17 protein-coding genes are annotated in these 15796 nt (G+C 69.9%); 13 read left to right on the top strand and 4 right to left on the bottom strand.

Annotated features, from left to right (window positions below):
• Positions 1-41 precede the first annotated feature (41 nt).
• From I2487_RS15760 to I2487_RS10985, 5 genes are all read left to right on the top strand, one after another.
• Positions 42-1031, top strand: a complete 990-nt coding sequence (locus I2487_RS15760) for a tetratricopeptide repeat protein (protein ID WP_207171163.1) — start codon at positions 42-44, stop codon at positions 1029-1031.
• Positions 1032-1120: 89 nt separating this feature from the next.
• The gene (locus I2487_RS11000; protein ID WP_207171164.1) at positions 1121-1921 is read left to right on the top strand and encodes an ABC transporter ATP-binding protein; all 801 of its coding nucleotides are present in this window, start codon (positions 1121-1123) and stop codon (positions 1919-1921) included.
• On the top strand, positions 1906-3486 hold the full coding sequence (locus I2487_RS10995) for a transporter (RefSeq protein WP_207171165.1): 1581 nt from the start codon (positions 1906-1908) through the stop codon (positions 3484-3486). The genes I2487_RS11000 and I2487_RS10995 overlap by 16 nt, the downstream gene beginning before the upstream one ends.
• 62 nt (positions 3487-3548) lie before the next feature.
• On the top strand, positions 3549-3929 hold the full coding sequence (locus tag I2487_RS10990) for a DUF3039 domain-containing protein (RefSeq protein WP_518523715.1): 381 nt from the start codon (positions 3549-3551) through the stop codon (positions 3927-3929).
• Between the two features lie 23 nt (positions 3930-3952).
• Positions 3953-5746, top strand: a complete 1794-nt coding sequence (locus tag I2487_RS10985; protein ID WP_207171166.1) for a DEAD/DEAH box helicase family protein — start codon at positions 3953-3955, stop codon at positions 5744-5746.
• A gap of 88 nt (positions 5747-5834) precedes the next feature.
• Here the strand turns inward: I2487_RS10985 and I2487_RS10980 are convergent, their stop codons facing one another.
• Both I2487_RS10980 and I2487_RS10975 read right to left on the bottom strand, forming a co-directional pair.
• Positions 5835-6479, bottom strand: coding sequence for an isochorismatase family protein (locus I2487_RS10980; protein WP_207171167.1), 645 nt, complete (start codon positions 6477-6479; stop codon positions 5835-5837).
• A gap of 73 nt (positions 6480-6552) precedes the next feature.
• Positions 6553-7533 carry an NAD(P)/FAD-dependent oxidoreductase gene (locus tag I2487_RS10975; RefSeq protein ID WP_207171168.1) on the bottom strand — a complete coding sequence of 327 codons (981 nt, stop codon included), beginning with the start codon at positions 7531-7533 and terminating at the stop codon, positions 6553-6555.
• A gap of 76 nt (positions 7534-7609) precedes the next feature.
• On the opposite strand from I2487_RS10975, the gene I2487_RS10970 reads away from it, so the two are divergent.
• Entirely contained in the window at positions 7610-8209 is a 600-nt protein-coding gene (locus I2487_RS10970) for a helix-turn-helix domain-containing protein (protein ID WP_207171169.1), read from the top strand.
• On the opposite strand, the gene I2487_RS10965 is transcribed toward I2487_RS10970, so the two are convergent.
• Entirely contained in the window at positions 8202-9461 is a 1260-nt protein-coding gene (locus I2487_RS10965; RefSeq protein ID WP_518523718.1) for a nicotinate phosphoribosyltransferase, read from the bottom strand. The genes I2487_RS10970 and I2487_RS10965 overlap by 8 nt on opposite strands.
• A 143-nt stretch (positions 9462-9604) precedes the next feature.
• On the opposite strand from I2487_RS10965, the gene clpS reads away from it, so the two are divergent.
• From clpS to I2487_RS10930, 7 genes are read left to right on the top strand one after another with little or no spacing between them, the layout of a single operon-like run.
• A complete protein-coding gene (clpS, locus tag I2487_RS10960) occupies positions 9605-9916 on the top strand; it encodes an ATP-dependent Clp protease adapter ClpS (protein WP_036476432.1) in 312 nt (103 codons plus the stop codon).
• Positions 9917-9919: 3 nt separating this feature from the next.
• Positions 9920-10648 (top strand): DUF2017 domain-containing protein, encoded by a 729-nt coding sequence (locus I2487_RS10955; protein ID WP_207171171.1) that lies wholly within the window; start codon positions 9920-9922, stop codon positions 10646-10648.
• Positions 10645-11547 carry a glutamate racemase gene (gene murI, locus I2487_RS10950; RefSeq protein WP_207171172.1) on the top strand — a complete coding sequence of 301 codons (903 nt, stop codon included), beginning with the start codon at positions 10645-10647 and terminating at the stop codon, positions 11545-11547. The genes I2487_RS10955 and murI overlap by 4 nt, the downstream gene beginning before the upstream one ends.
• Positions 11548-11565: 18 nt before the next feature.
• The gene (locus I2487_RS10945; RefSeq protein ID WP_207171173.1) at positions 11566-12399 is read left to right on the top strand and encodes an MBL fold metallo-hydrolase; all 834 of its coding nucleotides are present in this window, start codon (positions 11566-11568) and stop codon (positions 12397-12399) included.
• 2 nt (positions 12400-12401) lie between these two features.
• Positions 12402-13136, top strand: a complete 735-nt coding sequence (gene rph / locus I2487_RS10940; RefSeq protein WP_345941408.1) for a ribonuclease PH — start codon at positions 12402-12404, stop codon at positions 13134-13136.
• The gene (rdgB, locus tag I2487_RS10935; protein ID WP_207171174.1) at positions 13133-13771 is read left to right on the top strand and encodes an RdgB/HAM1 family non-canonical purine NTP pyrophosphatase; all 639 of its coding nucleotides are present in this window, start codon (positions 13133-13135) and stop codon (positions 13769-13771) included. Before rph ends, rdgB begins: the two co-directional genes overlap by 4 nt.
• Positions 13768-14817: an exonuclease domain-containing protein gene (locus tag I2487_RS10930; protein WP_207171175.1), complete on the top strand. Its 1050-nt coding sequence runs from the start codon at positions 13768-13770 to the stop codon at positions 14815-14817. The genes rdgB and I2487_RS10930 overlap by 4 nt, the downstream gene beginning before the upstream one ends.
• On the opposite strand, the gene I2487_RS15755 is transcribed toward I2487_RS10930, so the two are convergent.
• Positions 14801-15733 carry an ADP-ribosylglycohydrolase family protein gene (locus I2487_RS15755; protein WP_207173045.1) on the bottom strand — a complete coding sequence of 311 codons (933 nt, stop codon included), beginning with the start codon at positions 15731-15733 and terminating at the stop codon, positions 14801-14803. The two genes, I2487_RS10930 and I2487_RS15755, sit on opposite strands and share 17 nt — an antisense overlap.
• Positions 15734-15796 lie beyond the last annotated feature (63 nt).

Genomic DNA, 15796 nt, shown 5'->3' with positions numbered 1-15796 from the left:
CGGACCAGCCTGATCGACGCCGACGTGCAAGGAGCGCTGCAGTGACAGATTCCGCCCAGGAGCCCCAGTCCCGACGGGTCGACGCCAGGGGAGCGGTGGACCTCTCCGGTCTCGCCTCCCAGGGCGCACCCGCCGCGCCCACCCCCGCTGGCGCTGCGGGCCAGGCCCCCGCTGGCCAGGCCCCCGCGGCGCCCGGCCCGGCAGGAGCGCCCAACAGCTGGGCGATCCAGGTGCAGCCGCAGCAGCTTCAGCAGGTGGTGGAGCTCTCCTCGCAGGCCCCGGTGATCGTGCTCATCCACGGTGCCGACGCCGCATCGACGACGATGAAGACCACCCTGGAGGACCTCGTCGACGCCCAGCAGGGTCGCCTCCTGCTGGCAGAGATCGACTCCGCCGCGCACCCGGAGCTGGCCCAGAGCGCCGATCAGGTCCCGGTGGCCACCGCCTTCATCGGGGGTCGTCCGGTCGGGGAGTTCGACGCCTCGGTCCCCGCCGATCAGCTCGCCCAGCTCGTGACGCAGATGGTGCAGATGGCGACGCAGAACGGGATGACGCAGAAGCTCCCGGCACAGTCCACCCGGGTCGTGGAGGGCCAGGAGCCCGCCGCGGAGCCCGAGCTGCCGCCGTTGCACCAGGCGGCGCTCGACGCCCTGGAGAACAGTGACTACGCCGCCGCCGCGGCGGCCTACCAGCAGGCCATCAAGGAGAAGCCCGACGACGAGGACGCCAAGATCGGCCTCGCCCAGGTGAAGCTGCTGCAGCGCACCACCGGAGCCGATCTCGCCGCGGCCCGGCAGGCAGCGGCGGAGAACCCCGACGACGTCTCCGCTCAGATCGCCGTCGCGGACCTCGACGTGCTGGGCGGCCATGTGGAGGACGGCTTCTCACGCCTGGTCCGGTTCATCCAGACCCACTTCGGTGATGATCGGGAGACCGCGCGCGCCCACCTGGTCGAGCTGTACTCCATCACGGGAGACACCGATCCCCGGGTCTCCGCCTCCCGCAAGCAGCTGGCCCGGGCGCTCTTCTAGAGCTCCGCATCCGGCCCGGCCCGGATGCCTCGCGCAATCTCCATCTCAGGGCTGAGGCGGAGCTGACCTGCGGTGGCTAGGCTTGAGGCATGCAACCAGCCAGTGAGCGCCCGACTGCCCCGACCTCGCCGGACCTCACCGTTCCGGCGCTGAGACTGCGCGGTCTGGCGAAACGATTCGGACAGACCCCCGCGGTGGACGACCTCGACCTCGATGTGCCGCGCGGCTCCTTCTACGGCTTCGTGGGACCCAACGGGGCGGGCAAGACCACCACGCTGTCCATGGCCACCGGACTGATGCGTCCCGACGCCGGCACCGCGGAGGTCGGAGGCATCGATGTCTGGGCCCATCCCCGCGAGGCCAAACGCACCATGGGCGTGCTCGCCGACGGCGTCATGCTCTTCAACAAGCTCACCGGCGCACAGCTGGTGACCTACGCGGGTCTGCTGCGCGGCATGGACCGCGACACCGTGGCCTCCCGGACGGCGGATCTGCTTCGGGTGCTCGGTCTCGAAGATGCTCGGGGGAAGCTGGTCCAGGACTACTCCGCCGGGATGACCAAGAAGATCGCCCTGGCCTCCGCAATGGTCCACGCTCCGGAGCTTCTGGTGCTCGATGAGCCCTTCGAAGCCGTGGACCCGGTGTCCGCGCGCACCATCCGTGGCCTGCTGGAGTCCTACGTCGCCTCCGGCGGCACGGTGATCCTCTCCAGCCATGTGATGGATCTGGTCCAGCGGATGTGCTCCCACGTCGGGATCATCGCCGAGGGCCGGCTGCTGGCCTCCGGCACCCTGGACGAGGTCCGCGACGGATCGGACCTGGAGTCACGCTTCGTGGAGCTGGTCGGACTTGAAGCTGGAGATCAGGAGCTCGCATGGTTGCAACTCTGATCCGGCTCAAGAAGGACCTGACCTTCAACGGTTTCAACCAATCAGGCTGGCACATCCTCGGCACGGTCTTCGCCGGACTCTATGGTCTGGGCATAGTGGGAATGGTGTTCTCAGCGCAGGTCATGGCCGGCGGCGCCGAGGTCGTCGATTCCCAGTTCATCCGCACCTCCAGCGTGCTGATGGGTTCGGCGGTCTTCCTGCTCTGGCTGATCATCCCGGTGTTCATCTCGGGTGCGGACGCGGCGATGAACCCGCGCCAGTTCATCACCTACGGCATCCCACGCCGCGGCCTGATCCTGGGTCTCGCACTGACCGGGCTGGTCTCGATCGGCGCGGTGCTCACGCTGATCTGGCTGATCGGGCAGGTGCTGCATTGGCGCTGGGATCCTGCGGCCGTGGCGACGGCGCTGCTCACGCTGCCGCTGCTGCTGATCACCTTCAGCCTGGTCTCTCAGGCGGTGACCACCTCGATCAGCGCCTGGCTCAGCGGTCGACGCTCCCGGGACTTCCTGGCCATCCTCGCCCTGAGCCTGATGGTGATGCTCTACCCGATCATGGTCGGGCTGCAGAACGCGTTCAGCTCGCTCAGCGACGCGGTGCCGAGCGTGGTGGACTTCCTCGCACTGACCCCGCTGGGGGCAGGCGCAGCCCTGCCCGCCGACGCGGCGGCAGGTCACTGGGGCGCCTTCGCGCTGCGAGTGGGGATCCTGGCCGCCACGGTGGCCCTCGCGGTCCTCGTCATCCGGACCGCGCTGGTGAAGATCACCGAACGTCCGGCCGTGCACGGCTCCTCGGGGCCCAAGGACGCGAAGGGGCTCGGGCTCTTCGCCCGGTTCCCCGCCACGCCCTGGGGCGCGGTGGCCGCACGAGCCAGCACCTACTGGCTCAAGGACAGCCGCTACGGCGGCACTCTGGTGGTGGTGCCCGCCTTCGTCGTCCTCGCCGTGGTCATGTACTCCCAGCTCGACCAGCCGTGGATCCTGCTCGCACTGGGCCCGGTCGTGGGCTGGATGCTCGGCTTCGCGATCTCCGCCGACATCTCCTATGACCATTCGGCCTTCGCGCTGCACATCACCAGCGGCGTCTCCGGCACGGCGGACCGGGTGGGTCGGCTGATCGGGCTGCTGAGTTTCGGGCTGCCGGCCACGGTGCTCGCCGCCCTGATCCCGGCGCTGATGTTCACCGAACCGGTCACCACGGTCGCGCTGGTGGGAGTGAGCCTGGGCCTGCTGCTGGGCATTGCCGGATTCTCCTGCCTGGTCTCCGCACGCTTCACCTATCCCGTCCCCAAGCCCGGGGACGGACCGCTGAGCCAGCCCTCAGGCTCCACCGGACGCCTGATGATCGTCCAGCTGGGCATGCTGGTCGCGACCCTGATCCTGATGCTGCCGGAGGTGATCTTGGTCATCACCTGGCTTCTCACCGACGTCTCCCTGTGGGGGTGGCTGCTGGGGATCGGCGCGGTGCTCAAGGGGCTGGCGCTGGTCTGGATCGGGGTGCGTCTGGGCGCACGGGTCTATGAGCGCAGCCAGCCGGAGCTGTTCCAAGCGGTGAGCCAGTACTGAGTGGGCCCGCCCGGCGTCGCGCGGGGATGATGTGTCGGCCCAGGCTCGCTAGACTAGGGTCCATGATGGTCAACGACAACGGACTCCAGCCCGCCTCCGCCCGGTTCGGCATGCACACTGCTGATCCGGACGCCGCACCGGCTCCGGGCGGAGCCGCCACCATCGAACGTGTGCACCAGGAGCAGCTCTCCGAGCCCGGTGATCACGAGCGCTTCGCGCACTACGTGAACAAGAACCGCATCATGGAGTCTGCCCTGGAGGGCGGCGCCGTCGTGGCGCTGTGCGGCAAGGTCTGGATCCCCTCGCGGGACCCCAAGAAGTTCCCCGTATGCCCCGAGTGCAAAGAGATCTACGAAGAGATGATGGGCGGCGGCGACGGGGACGGCGAGTCCGGCGGGGACTCCGGCGGCAAGCGCGGCTTCTTCGGCTTCGGCCGCAGCTGAACCTGCGCTGAGCCAAGCACACAGTGGAGCAGTCTGAGACCCTTTTCGACGTCGGCACCGATGTCGGCAGATCCCTGCCGCCGGTCTATCCGCACCGCGCCGCGCACGGCACCGCGGGAACGCTGCGCCAGTGGCAGCAGGAGGCCCTGGACCTCTATATCCAGAAGCGGCCCAAGGACTTCCTCGCCGTCGCCACCCCGGGTGCCGGCAAGACCACCTTCGCGCTGCGCGTGGCGAAGCTGCTGGTGGAATCCGGTGAGGTCAACCGGATCTACGTGGTCGCGCCCACCGAGCACCTGAAGCGGCAGTGGGCCGACGCCGCCGGGCGCGTGGGCCTGGCCCTGGACCCGAACTTCAAGAACTCCGACGGTCGCCACGGGCGCCAGTACATGGGCGTCGTGGTGACCTATTCACAGGTCGCGAACAAGCCGGCGCTGCACCGGAACAAGACCGAGGCCGGACGCACACTGGTGATCTTCGACGAGATCCACCATGCCGGTGACGCCCTGTCCTGGGGCGACGGCGTGCGTGAGGCCTTCGACCCGGCGGTCCGGCGCCTGGCGCTGACCGGCACCCCGTTCCGCTCCGACACCTCTCCGATCCCCTTCGTGGAATATGTGGAGGACGGCGCCGGGGTGCGCCGCTCCAAGGCGGACTACGCCTATAACTACGGTCCGGCGCTCAAGGACCGCGTGGTGCGCCCGGTGGTCTTCATGGCCTACTCCGGGAACATGCGCTGGCGCACTTCGGCCGGGGAGGAGATGGAGGCCCAGCTCGGGGCCGCCGCGACCAAGGACATCACCAACCATGCCTGGCGCACCGCGCTGAACCCCGAGGGCGAGTGGATCCCCGCGGTGCTGCGGGCTGCGCACCAGCGCCTGCTCAAGGTCCGCGACAAGATCGACGACGCCGGGGGCCTGGTCATCGCGACCGACCACGAGACCGCGCGCGCCTATGCCGCGCAGCTCGACGAGCTCACCGGGCAGAAGACCACCGTGGTGCTCTCCGATGACAAGGGCGCCTCGAACCAGATCGAGAAGTTCTCCGAAGACCCCTCGAAGATGTGGATGGTCGCGGTCAGGATGGTCTCCGAGGGGGTCGACGTGCCGCGGCTCTGCGTGGGCGTCTACGCGACCTCCACCTCGACCCCGCTGTTCTTCGCCCAGGCGGTCGGGCGCTTCGTGCGGCTGCGCAAGAAGGCCGAGGTGGCCTCGGTCTTCCTGCCCTCGGTGCCGGTGCTCACCACGCTGGCCAACGAGATGGAGCAGGAGCGCGACCACGCCCTGGAGGTCCCGCGCACCGCGGCCGAGGACTCCGAGGAGGGCCTCGACGACGAGCTGCTCGATGCCGCCAATAAGGAGGAGCGCGGATCGGACCAGCTGGAGCGTGGCGAGTTTGCGGCGCTGCACTCCAACGCGTCCTTCGACAAGGTGCTCTTCGACGGCGCCGAGTTCGGCCTCGGCGGCGCTATGGGCTCCGAGGAGGAGCTCGACTTCCTGGGCATCCCTGGCCTGCTGGAGCCCGAGCAGGTCTCCACGCTGCTGCGTCAGCATCAGGCGGACCAGCTGCGCCGCAAGCCCGCGACTGCGACGACGGAGCCAGCAGAGCCCGTGGTGGACCACCGGCAGCTCAAGACCCTGCGGGCCACGCTGAACAAGTCGGTCTCGGCCTATGCCGCGAAGACCGGGATGCACCAGGGCAGCATCCATACCAAGCTCCGCGATGCCTGCGGCGGGCCTGCGGTGGGTCAGGCCACCCAGGCTCAGCTCGAGGAGCGGCTGAAGAAGATCCAGATGTGGTTCGTCGGGCGCAGGTGACGCCGCGGCCGGGGGACTCAGAGGTGGTGCCTCAGTGGTCCCTGTTCAGAGGTCCTCGAGTTCAGAGGTTCTGCCCCAGCGGTCCGGCTCAGAGGTCCTCGAGGCTGACGATCTCGACCTCGGCGGCGTCGAACTCCGCGTAGGCCTCATCGACCGAGTCCTCGCCCACGCCCACCGTGAGCTCACGGATCACCCTCACCCGGTAGTCGTTCTCCACCGCGTCCAGCACGGTGGCCCGCACGCAGTGATCGGTGGCGATCCCGACCACGGTCACGGAGTCGATGTCCTGGGCGCGGAGCCAGGTGTGGAGGTCCGCGGCGCCCTCGGTGATGGCCGCGGCGGGCCCCACCTTGGTGCCGTTCTCGCCCTCCAGGGTGCCGACCTTCTCGGGATCGCCCTCCAGGCCCTCGAATCCGGAGTAGCCGTCGGAGTAGAGGCCCTTGAGGAAGCGGGCGTCCACGTGTTCGGTGTCGAGATTCGGATGCAGCTCCGCGCCCGGAGTGCCTGCGACGCAGTGCTCGGGCCAGCTCTCCTGGAAGTCCGGGGTGGTCGAGAAATGCGGGCCTGGATCGATGTGCCAGTCCTGGGTGGTGAGGATCGCGTCGAACTCGGCGTAGCTGTCCTCCAGGAACTCGCTGATCTCACTGGCGACCCGCGCGCCGCCGGCCACCGCCAGCGCCCCACCTTCGCAGAAGTCCTGCTGCACATCGACAATGATCAGCGCCTGGGCCACTACGTCCTCCTGGTCGGAACTCTGCTGGTACGGGTGTGCGGCGCGAGGACCTCGCGACCGCACACCCACCACGTTACTGGTTCCTCCCCGCCTCGGCGAGGTCGAACTCCTCGGTGACCAGCGCCGCGTTGGCCGCCGCTCCGGCGAAGCTTCCCATCCCCATGGACAGCGGGACCGTCGCCATGGGCGAGGCGACGTTTCCGGCAGCCCAGATCCGGTCATGGGAGGTCTGACCCATCGCGTCGATCTTCAAGAAGCTGCCCACCATGGTGTCCTCGCGCGCAAGCCCCAGCCCACGCAGGTAGTGATCACGCGGGAGGAGGCTGCCTGCGGTGAAGATGGCGTCCAGCTCGAGGGTGCGAGAATCCTCCAGCACGACGCCGGTCACGCCTGTGCCATCGCCGGTGACCTCGATGACCGGGGTCGGTTCCACGACCACGCCGCGTGATCGCAGCCGCTGGAGCGTCTCTGCGGCGAGCTCGCCGGCGCCGGCGCTGAGGAAGGTCAGCCGATCACTCCACTGGCGCAGCAGCTGCGCCTGGTGCAGCTGCATCGGGCTGGTGGCCAGCACGGCCAGACGCTGGCCTCGGACCTCCCAGCCGTGGCAGTAGGGACAGTGCAGCACGCTGCTGCCCCAGTGCTGTGCCAGCCCCGGGATGGGCGGCAGCTCATCGGTGAGCCCGGAGGCGGCGATCACGCTGCGCGTGAAGAGCTGGACCCCGGAGTCCAGCGTGACCACGAGTTCCCGCCGTCCGGTCCTGTCGACCGAATCGGCGCGGGTGGATTCACTCACCCGGTGCACCCCCGCAGTGAGGTGTTCGACCCCGTAGCGCTGCGCCTCCCCGCGGCCAGCCTCGACCAGCTGGGCAGGGGAGGCGCCGTCCTGCCCCAGGATGTTGTGCATCTGATCGGCGAATCGGTTGCGGGGTTCGCCGGTGTCGAGGACCAAGGTCCTGCGCAGTGCCCGGCCCAGCGACTGGGCGGCGCTGAGTCCCGCGGCGCTGCCGCCGATGATGATGGCGTCGAAGAGTTCTGCTTCTGCTGTGCTGTTCATGGCTCCAGCATGCGCGGCCCGGGACGCCCATGAAAGACGTCTTGCTGAAATGGCAAGAACTCGCGAGAATGCTCCTATGGAAGAACTCGCCCAGCTGGGGCTGCGCCTGCGCTCCGCCCGCACCGCCCGGGGATGGACCCTCGATCGACTGGCCCGCGGAGCCGGGATCTCGCCGAGCACGCTGTCCCGACTGGAGTCCGGCAAGCGCCAGGCCAGCCTGGAGCTGCTGCTGCCGATCACCCGCTGTCTGGGCATCACCGTGGACGAGCTGCTCGTGGCCTCCAGCCCGGACCCGAGGGTGCAGCGAGACGCCTGGGAGCGCAACGGGATGCTGGTGCAGCCGCTGTCCCCGGAGAGCTCACCGGTGCACACCTACAAGATCCGCTATGTGCCGCGCCCGCCGATCACCGAACTGGGCAGCCACGATGGATACGAGTGGCTCTATGTGCTCTCCGGGCGCCTGCGGCTGCAGCTCGGCGAAGAGGAGATCCTGCTGCAGGCGGGGGAGGCCGCGGAGTTCGACACGCTGCGCCCCCACGGACTCAGCGCGGCAGGCCCGGAGGACGCCGAGGTGATCTGCATCCTCAACGACGCCGCCGTGAACAGCCACACCGCTGACCAGGCGGGTGCTGGGCCGAGCGAGCTCGGCGAGAAGCCCATCGAGCAGCTCAGCTGAAGATCGTGGGCAGCACCGGGTCGCCGTCCTGCAGCCGCTTGGCCGCCGGAGGCAGTTCAGCGAGCGACGCCGCATGGCGATCTCGCGCGCGGGCCACGCCGGCCTCGCCGGTGTGCTCCTGGGCGATCTCACCGCCTCGGACCAGCGGCACCATCAGCTCACGGGTGCGCTGACCGTGGGTCTGCGGCGCGGCGCCGACCCCGATCAGCTCCGCAGTCGCCCGACCGGACGCGTCCAGGCTGCGCAGCGGATGCTTGACCCCGCCAGGGCTGGACTTGCCCGGGGCGTTCTTCGCCACGGGGATGCTCGCGCCGTCGTCGTCGGTGCGCGCCACCAGCTTGTAGACCATCGCGGCGGTGGGGGAGCCGCTGCCGGTCACCAGCTTCGTGCCCACCCCGTAGGAGTCCACCGGGGCCGACTGCAGCCGGGCGATGGCGTGCTCGTCGAGGTCCGACGAGACGATGATCCGGGTGCCGGTGTTGCCCAGCGAATCCAGCAGCGCCCGCACCTCGCGGGCCTGCTCCACCAGGTCCCCGGAGTCCAGCCGGACCGCGCCCAGCTCGGGCCCGGCGATCGAGGCCGCGCGGCGCACCGCGGTCTCCACGTCGTAGGTGTCCACCAACAAGGTGGTGCCCGGGCCGAAGGCCGCGACCTGGGCCTCGAAGGCTTCTTCCTCGGAATCATGGAGCAGCGTGAAGGCATGGGCGGCGGTGCCCAGGGTGGGCAGGCCCCAGCGGCGCCCCGCCTCAAGGTTCGAGGTGGCGGTGAAGCCGGCGACGGCGGCCGCCCGGGCCGCGGCCACCGCGCTGAACTCCTGGGTGCGTCGTGACCCCATCTCCACACACGGCCGGTTCCCAGCGGCCACGGTCATGCGCGAGGCGGCGGAGGCGATGGCCGAGTCGTGGTTGAGCACCGAGAGCACGTAGGTCTCCAGCAGGCAGGCCTCGGCGAAGCTCGCCTCGACGCGCAGCACCGGGGAGTCGGGCAGGAAGATCTCTCCCTCGGCGTAGCCGTGGATGTCTCCGGAGAACCGGTAGTCCGCAAGGAACTCCAGCGTCGGCTCATCCACGATGCCCCGGCTGCGGAGCCAATCGATCTCGGCCCCGCCGAAGCGGAAGGCGGCGAGGCCCTCGAGCATCCGTCCGGTGCCGGCCACCACCCCGTATCGCCGACCTGCGGGAAGGTGCCGGGTGAAGACCTCGAAGACGCAGCGCCGTCCGGCGGCCCCGGAGGCCAGCGCGGCCTGGACCATGGTCAGCTCATACTGATCGGTGAGCAGCGCGGTGGCCGGGACGGCAGGCGCAGCAGCGGCGGAGGCGGACTCGGTGGCGCGCGCAGCGTGAGGCTGGGCGGAGGCAGATTGAGGTGTCACAGCCCCAGCGTAGAATACCGAGCATGAGTTCAGCCGAAGGATCCACGCTCAGCCGTGAGGAGACTGACCTCGATTCCGAGTTCTCCCAGCTCCTCTCGGCCGCGCGCCCCTACCAGGTGGTCGTCTGGAACGACCCGGTCAACCTGATGACCTATGTCAGCTGGGTCTTCCGCAGCTACTTCGGTCACTCCAAGGCCCGCGCGGAGAAACTGATGATGCAGGTGCACCAGGAAGGCCGCGCCGTGGTCTCCCACGGCCCGCGGGAGAAGGCCGAGCGGGACGTCACCGCCATGCATCAGTACGGCCTGCAGGCGACCCTGGAAGAGGCCGAGTAACCCATGGCGACAGCTTTTCGCGCCACCACCACGGGATACCGCGCCGACCTCGAACAGCACGAACGGCGCCTGCTCGGTTCACTGTGCGCCGATGTCATCGAGCTCCTGGAGAGCCGAGAGGATCTGGCACAGGAAGACTCGACCCCGTCCGGCGCCGAGGACCCCGCCTTCGCCCATTTCCGGGCCGAGCTCGCAGGGTTGGGCGGCGAGGAGCCGCTGGCACCCCCGGAGGACGAGGTGCTGCGCCGGCTGCTGCCGGATGCCTCCAGCGATCCGGAGCAGGCCGGGCAGTTCCGTCGTCTCAGCGAGAATTCGCTGCGCAGCGCCAAGATGGCGGATCTGCGCACCGCGCGGATGCTGCTGGAGTCCACGCCGGTGACCATGGACGAGGACGTCGCGCCGATCTTCGGACGAGCGCTCAACGATCTGCGGCTGACCCTGGCCAGCCGGCTGCGGCTGCACAGCGCCGAAGACGCCGAGCGGGTGCACAGCCTCGCCGTCGGACCCAGCGCGAAGGACACCGATTCCTTCATGGCGGAGATCTACACCTTCATCACCTGGCTCCAGGAGACCCTGTTCAGCGCGATGACCGAGTTCCTCCCGGAGCACGGGACGGCCGACGACGCGGCGGTCGCCGGGGATGCAGGCGCCGGGGATCCAGAGCCCGGGGACCCAGAATCCGGTGATTCAGGCCCGGAGGCGAGCGGCGGTGCGGGAACATCGTCTCGATGAACGCCTCGGCTCCGGTGGGCATCTTCGACTCCGGGGTCGGTGGACTGACCGTGGCCCGGGCCGTGCTGGACCAGCTGCCCGGGGAGCTGATCACCTACCTCGGTGACACCGCCCACGGCCCCTACGGACCGCTGCCGATCGCGCGGGTCCGCGCCCACGCGCTGGGAGTCATGGACGAGCTCGTCGACTCCGGGGTCAAGGCGCTGGTCATCGCGTGCAATTCCGCCTCGGCCGCGGTGCTGCGCGACGCCCGGGAACGCTACACCGATCGCCATGGGATCCCGGTGATCGAAGTCATCCAACCCGCGGTGCGGCGCGCGGTCTCGGCCACGCGCAACGGACGCATCGGGGTCATCGGCACCGCCGCGACCGTAGGCTCCGGAGCCTATGAGGACACCTTCGCCGCCGCCCCGGCGCTGCAGATCACCAGCGCGGCCGCCCCGCGCTTCGTGGAGTTCGTCGAACGCGGCGTCACCACCGGAGACGAGCTGCTCGACGCCGCTCGGGAGTACCTGGCACCGCTCCAGGCCGCCGGGGTCGACACGCTGGTGCTGGGCTGCACGCACTACCCGCTGCTGACCGGCGTGATCTCCTTCGTCATGGGGGAGCAGGTCACCCTGGTCTCCTCCGCGGAGGAGACCGCCAAGGACCTCTACCGGGCGCTGACCCGGGAGGACCTCCAGCGCCCGACGGTCTCCTCGGCCCGGGGAGTCCTCGAGCCAACGGGCCACACCTTCCTCTCCACCGGCGACGCCGAGGCGTTCGCGCTGCTGGCGCGGCGCTTCCTCGGCCCCGAGGTGCTCACCGTGCGTCAGGTGGCTCATGTGCGTGAGACCTATCCCACCGGCGTGATCCGACGCATCTCTCCCGCTATGCTGTCCGGAGCGCAGGATGACTGAAGGGGAGCCCGGCACCATATGAAACTCACCATCATCGGGTGCAGCGGATCTTTCCCCGGCCCGGAGTCCCCGGCCTCGTGCTATCTGCTGACCGCCGGGTATCAGGGCCGGACCTGGCGCGTCGTGGTGGATCTGGGCAATGGCGCGCTGGGGAAGCTGCAGCAGCACCTGGCGCTGGAAGACATCGACGCGGTCTGCCTCTCCCACCTTCACCCGGACCACTACATGGACCTGTGCGGACTCCATGTGGCCATCCGCTGGCGGCCCGGAGGCTGGCCGGGCAAGCACGTGCCCGTCTACGGGCCCTCCACCACCGACCAGCGGATCGCCAGCGCCTACGGGATGGACCCCAACCCCGGGATGCACCCCGACTTCGACTTCAGGACCTGGCAGCCCCGGCAGGCCGAGACCATCGGGCCCTTCACCATCACCCCGGTCCCGGTGCGGCACCCGATCGAGGAGGCCTACGCGCTGCGGATCGACATCGCCGCCGAGGCCTCGGCCGATGCCCGCGCGCACACGCTGACCTACTCCGGAGACACCGACGCCTGCGAGGGACTCGTCGAAGCCGCTCAGGGCGCCGACGTCTTCCTCTGCGAGGCTGCCTTCGAGGACGGCCGCGACGACCATATCGACGGGGTGCACCTGAACGGCCACCGCGCCGGAGCAACGGCCCGAGCCGCGGGGGTGGGGCGGCTGCTGCTGACCCACATTCCGGTCTGGACCTCCCAGCGGGTGCTGCTGGCCAAGGCACGAGAACAATACGACGGCGACCTCGCGGTCGCCGTCGCCGGCGTCACCTATGAGATCGGTGCCGCCACGACCCACCACCACGGAGAGAGCGAGCAGTGACCATCACCACCTTGCGGACCGACGGACGCGCAGCCGATGAGCTGCGCCCGGTCACCATCACCCGGAACTGGAACGCCCACGCCGAAGGCTCGGCGCTGATCGAGTTCGGCGGCACCCGCGTGCTGTGCACCGCCTCCTTCGAGTCCAACGTGCCACGCTGGCTCAAGGGCCGGGGCGAAGGCTGGGTCACCGCCGAATACGCGATGCTGCCCCGGGCCACCAACACCCGCTCCGGACGTGAATCCGTGAAGGGAAAGATCGGTGGGCGCACCCACGAGATCTCCCGGCTGATCGGCCGATCGCTGCGCGCGGTCGTGGACACGAAGGCGCTGGGCGAAAACATGATCACCCTGGACTGTGACGTGCTGCAGGCCGACGGCGGCACCCGCACCGCCGCGATCACCGGGGCCTACGTGGCGCTGGCCGACGCGGTGGAATGGGCGCGCGAGCAGGGCCACGTGTCCAAGCGTGCCGCGGTGCTCAAGGACTCCGTCGCCGCGATCTCGGTCGGGGTGCTCCCCGATGGCCAGGCCGTGCTCGACCTGCCCTACACGGAGGACTCCACCGCGGGCACCGACATGAACGTCGTGGTCACCGGTTCCGGGGAATTCGTGGAGATCCAGGGCACCGCCGAGGGAACCCCGTTCAACCGCACAGAGCTGGATAGGCTGCTCGACCTCGCCCTGGGCGGGACCGACCGGCTGGCCCAGCTGCAGCGGGAGGCGCTGGCCCCGTGACGCCCAGGATCGTGCTGGCCACCCGAAACCCGGGTAAGCTCGGCGAATTCCGTGCCCTGCTGGGTTCAAGTCCTCAGCTGAGCGAGCTTGATCTGGAGACCGCGGTCATCGATGCGGCCACCGCCGGCTGCGCCGAGATCCCGGAGACCGGTCTGAGCTTCGAGGAGAACTCGCTGCTGAAGGCGCGCGCCGTTGCCGCCGAGACCGGGCTGCCCGCCGTGGCCGATGATTCCGGGCTCGCCGTGGACGTCCTCGGCGGAGCCCCCGGAATCTTCTCCGCCCGCTGGGCCGGCGCCCGAGCCTCCGACGAGGCGAACCTGAAGCTGCTGCTGGAACAGCTCGCCGACATCGCTCCGGCCCACCGCGGCGCGGCCTTCGTCTGCGTGGCCTCCCTGGTGATCCCCGACGCCCAGGGCCGACCGGCGAGTGAGTTCACCACCACCGGGCGCCTCCAGGGCAGGCTGCTGCGCGAACCCCAGGGCCAGGCCGGCTTCGGCTACGATCCGATCCTGCAGCCCGTGGGGGAGACCCGCAGCACCGCCGAGCTCTCCATGGAGGAGAAGAATGCGATCTCCCACCGGGGCAAGGCCTTCGCCGCGCTGCGAGGTCACATCGTGGAGGCGCTGATCCGGTGAAGGGCCTGAACTTCACCGCCGTGGACTTCGAGACCGCCAACGGGTTCCGCGGGTCGCCCTGCGCCATCGGACTGGTGCGGATCCGCGACGGAGCGGAGGTCGAGAGCTACTACTCCGCGATGCGTCCCCCGGAGGGCTTCGACCGATTCGACCCGCATAATGTCGCGATCCACGGGATCACTGCAGACGCGGTGGCCCAGGCGCCGCGCTTCGGAGAACTCTTCGGTGAGATCCAGGACTTCATCGGCGAGGACGTGCTCGTCGCGCACAACGCCGGATTCGACATCGAGGTCTTCGAGGCCGCGCTGGAGGTCAGCGGGCTCGACTCCCCGGGCCTGAGCTGCCTGTGCTCGGTGCGGCTCTCCCGGGCGAACTACCAGCTGGCCTCCCATGCGCTGCCCAAGGCGGCCGCCGAGGCCGGCTACCAGCTCACCCAGCACCACTACGCCCTCGACGACGCACGGGCCTCGGCGGCGGTGGTCTGCGACATCGCGGCCCGTCGCAACGTCGGGACCACCCATCGGCTCTTCCAGGAGAGCGGGATCGCGGCGCGCACCATGGAGTCCTGGCAGGGCCCCCGGACGCGGGAGTCTCGGGCGACCCGACAGGTGCGCGGCATGGCACACCTCTTCGACGCCCGATTCCCCGCCCCGCAGCCACGGCACATGCCGGACCTGATGCGCTGGCAGGACGAGGGCAAGAACCTGCCGCCGTCCTCGGTGGCAGACCCGGCTCACCCGCTGTTCGCCCAGCAGCTGACCTTCACCGGCAACCTGGCGATCCCGCGTGCCGAGGCCAAGCAGCTGGTGGCCGCGCTGGGCGCGGCCACGGCCTCCCGGGTCACCGCCGGCACCACGATGCTGGTCGTCGGGGACGGCTTCGAACCCTGGGAGCTGCGCGAGCCGGAGCAGTCCTTCCCGCTGCGCAGCAGCAAGGCCCGCGAGGCGCTGCGTCGGCAGCGAGACGGCCAGCGGCTGCGGCTGATCGCCGAGGAGGAGTTCCGCGCGATGCTCGGGTCGCACTGGCCGCTCAGCGCGCCCGGGTGACCTCTTCCCAGTCCTGGGCCAGCTCCTCGATCACGTCATAGATCGTGCGCAGCTCCCCGGTGGACTCCGAGCCGCCGAGCGGGGCGCCGGATATCGGGGTGTCCTCGGAGGATGACGCGCTGAACTGGGCTGAGGCTGAGGCTGAGGCGGGGGCTTCTGCGCGGGGGGAGTCGGGGGCCGGGGCTGAGGCTTCTGTGTGGGCGGAGGCTGCCGCGGGTGCCGCTCCGGCCGCGGCGCGGAGCTGGCGGTCCAGGATGGCGGCGACGTCGTCGTCCAGGCCTGCGCTGAGCACCGCCTGCTGCTGCGCCGCGGACTCGGGGAGCGCCTCCGCGGGGGGACCGCCGGCCAGACGGTGCACGAGATCCGCGAGCTCCTCGGCCCTCTGCGTCAGCTCCGGATGCCCGTGCGTGAGCGCGACGGCCTGGCGCACCCAGCTCCGTCGCATCGGCGCATCGATATAGGGCACCAGGCCGATCGGCACCGCGCGCAGCAGCACGGCGGAATCGGTGGACTCCGGTTGTGCCGGTGCGCTCGGATAGGCCATCTGCCCCTGGCTGAGTCCGCGCAGGCTGGTCATGCCGGAGCCGGTCCGCGCCGTGAACCCGCCCTGCCGGCTCAGCTGCGTCAGCGCCTGATCCAACGGGCGCGCCGGTGGCTGCGGCGCATGCTCCGGGTAGGACCCGGTGATGAGCCGGTACCAGCGCAGCGAGCCGAGCCACATGCAGGCCAGCGGATCCGCGCCGAGTCCCTGGCGAGACCAGTCCAGCAGCTCCATCAGGCCATCTGCGGTGCACATCTGGTGCAGCACCTCGGCATGCAGCAGGATCGGCTCACCCGGTGGCTGCGGATCCTGTGGATCCACGGCGGCGGCCAGCACCGGGCGCAAGCGGCTGATCAGTCTCTCGGCAGTCTCCACCCGTTCAGAATAGTCGCCTGCGGGGTGGTGCAGGGGCCATGTCCGTGCCAGCCGATACCGTGG

It is taken from the genome of Nesterenkonia sp. E16_10, from assembly GCF_017347085.1.
Classification (GTDB): Bacteria; Actinomycetota; Actinomycetes; order Actinomycetales; family Micrococcaceae; genus Nesterenkonia.
The sequence above is the reverse complement of the archived record's forward strand: the minus strand, read 5'-3'. Positions and strand labels throughout refer to the sequence as shown.